At 71.1% G+C, this 2,744-nt stretch carries 4 protein-coding genes; all 4 read left to right on the top strand.

Going from position 1 to position 2,744, the window contains the following annotated elements; all coding sequences use genetic code 11:
• Positions 1-399, top strand: a 399-nt coding sequence (locus SCI24_RS21260; protein ID WP_318727263.1) for an RsmE family RNA methyltransferase, incomplete at its 5' end; no start/stop codon positions are given.
• A 50-nt stretch (positions 400-449) separates the two neighbouring features.
• Positions 450-1,163 carry a S1 RNA-binding domain-containing protein gene (locus SCI24_RS21255; RefSeq protein ID WP_318727262.1) on the top strand — a complete coding sequence of 238 codons (714 nt, stop codon included), beginning with the start codon at positions 450-452 and terminating at the stop codon, positions 1,161-1,163.
• 315 nt (positions 1,164-1,478) lie between these two features.
• The gene (gene gshB, locus SCI24_RS21250; RefSeq protein ID WP_318727261.1) at positions 1,479-2,444 is read left to right on the top strand and encodes a glutathione synthase; all 966 of its coding nucleotides are present in this window, start codon (positions 1,479-1,481) and stop codon (positions 2,442-2,444) included.
• Positions 2,445-2,463: 19 nt separating this feature from the next.
• Positions 2,464-2,744: hypothetical protein (locus SCI24_RS21245; protein ID WP_318727260.1), on the top strand; the 281-nt coding region annotated here is incomplete at its 3' end.

Here is a 2,744-nt window from a genome sequence, read left to right as displayed (position 1 = left end):
CTCTATACCGAGCATGGCGACGTGCGCCTCAAGGGCGAGCGCGAGGCGAAGAAGCTCGCCCACTGGCAGGCCGTGGCGGCCAGCGCCTGCGAGCAGTGCGGTCGCGCCACCCTGCCGCCGGTCCATCCCCCGACCGGCCTGGCCGACTGGCTGGCGGGCCGCCACGAGGCGCTGCGCCTGGTGCTGCATCCGGGTACCGCCGGGGCCCTGGAACAGCGGCAGGCGCCCGCCACCGCCGCCCTGCTGATCGGCCCGGAGGGCGGGCTGTCCGAGGCCGAGGTCGAGGCGGCCCTGGCCGGCGGCTTCGTCCCCCTGTCCCTCGGCCCGCGCATCCTGCGCACCGAGACCGCGCCGGTGGTGGCGCTGTCGCTGCTGCAATCCCGCTTCGGCGATCTGTGAGCGGCGACGCATCCCCGGCGCCTTGTGCCTCCCCTCACCGGAGCTTCCCCATGCCCGACTCCCGAGACCGCCACCCACCCACCGCGCCTCGCCCCGCCGGCACGCGCAACTATCGTGCGCCCAGGGCGGCAGTCGGCGACGTGGCCTACCTCGAGGTGGTGACCGTCAACGAGACCGGCGCCTTCCTCGACTGGGGCCACCCCCGCGACCTGCTGCTGCCCTTCGGCGAGCAGCGCTTCCGTCCCAGCGTGGGCAAGCGGGTGCTGGTGATGATCTACGAGGACCAGCAGGGCCGGCCGGTGGCCTCCCAGAAGCTCGAGCGCTTCATCGCCGACGAGGCCACGGGCCTGCAGGCAGGCGACGCGGTGTCGCTGGTGATCGCTGACCAGACCGACCTGGGGCTCAAGGCGGTGGTGAACCACCGCTTCTGGGGCCTGCTCTACCGCGACGAGGCGAACCGGCCGCTGCGCCGCGGCCAGCGCCTTACCGGCTACGTGAAGCGCCGGCGTGACGATGGCCGACTGGACCTCTCGCTGCTGCCGCCGGGCGAAGCGCGGCTGGACGTGGTGGGCGAGCAGGTGCTCAAGGCCCTGCGCGAGAGCGGCGGCTACCTGCCGCTGGGCGACAGGAGCGACCCGGCGGAGATCAAGGCGCGGCTGGGGGTGAGCAAGAACGCCTTCAAGCAGGCCATCGGCCGCCTCTACAAGCGCGAGCTGATCACCCTGGAGCCCGGCGGGATCCGCCTGGTACCGGGCGGGGACTAACCCAGCATCCTGGTGTTTCCGTCTGAGGCTGTTCCGGCGACAGGTCTACGAGGGGGCGCTGTGAACCCTTCCCTGGGCGCTACCGATGCCCTGTTGCGCTCTCGCGTCCCGCTCCGCTTGCAGGTCCGGTGCTGGCCATCCATGGCCAACCCGTTCGGAGCAGTGCTCCTCACCCCTGGCATAGGACCCCCTCTACGACCTGGCCCCGGCGCCTCTCGCTCTATGCGACTCGGTGGTCAGACTAACCGCCTTGGTGGACTCGATACCCTGCGGCATACTGACTGCATTCACTCCCCAGACCGGAAACCCGACGCCATGAGCGAACGCGCGCTGAAGATCGGCGTGGTGATGGATCCCATCGCCGATCTCACCTACAAGAAGGACACCAGCCTGGCCATGCTGTGGGCCGCCAGGGACCGCGGCTGGTCGCTGCACTACCTGGAGCAGGAGGACCTCTTCCTGCGCGAGGGGCGCGCCTTCGGCCGGATGCGCGCCCTGGAGGTGCATCGCGACCCCGCACACTGGTTCGACCTGGGCGAGCCCGAGGTGGCGGCCCTGGCCGAGCTCGACGTGATCCTGATGCGCAAGGACCCGCCGGTCGACGGCTACTTCCTCAACGCCGTCTACCTGCTGGGCTTCGCCGAGCGCGAGGGCGTGCTGGTGGTCAATCCCACCCAGGCGCTGCTGGAGTGCAACGAGAAGCTCTTCGCCCAGCAGTTCCCCGAGTGCTGCACCCCGACCCTGGTCTCCTGCAACGAGGCCGTGCTGCGCGACTTCCACGCCGAGCATGGCGACGTGATCTTCAAGCCGCTGGACGGCATGGGCGGCACCGGGATCTTCCATGTCCGCCCCGAGGGCCGCAACCTGGGCGCCATCATCGAGATGCTGAGCGAGCGCGGCAGGCGCCAGATCATGGCCCAGCGCTATATCCCCGAGATCAGCGAGGGCGATACCCGCATCCTGCTGGTGGACGGCGAGCCGATCCCCTTCGGCCTGGCCCGCGTGCCCATGGCCGGCGAGACCCGCGGCAACCTGGCCGCCGGCGGCACCGGGACCAGTCGCGAACTCACCGCCCGCGATCACTGGCTGATCGAGCAGGTCCAGCCGACGATCCGCGAGAAGGGGCTGATGTTCGTCGGCCTGGACGTGATCGGCGACTACATCACCGAGATCAACGTCACGAGCCCCACCTGCGTGCGCGAGATCGACGACCAGCGAGGCACCGATATCGGCGGCCAGCTGATGGACGCCATCCAGCGGCGTCTCGGCGAACGGCGCTGACCCCGGAGGCCTGTGGCCCATGAGCAGTCCCCTCAGCGACCCCATCCAGTATGCCCCGGTCACCCGGGGGTACCGGCACTGGCTGGCCTGGTCGCTGGCGCTGCTGCTGCACCTGGTGGTCATCGGGGTGGTGGCCAGCCGCCAGTTCGCGCCGGCGCCCGTCGAACGCACCAGCATCGACGTGGTGCTGGTGAGCCGGCCATCGACGGAGGCCGTGGAGGCCGCGGCCATCGCCGAGGCCGACCAGCGCGCCGCCGGCACGCCCCGGGAGCAGGCCCCGGCAGAGGCCCGGGCCGCGCC

The organism is Halomonas sp. (assembly GCF_033549285.1).
In the GTDB taxonomy this organism is placed as follows: Bacteria; Pseudomonadota; Gammaproteobacteria; order Pseudomonadales; family Halomonadaceae; genus Halomonas.
Note: the sequence above shows the minus strand (reverse complement) of the source record. Positions and strands in the feature narration are given on the sequence as shown.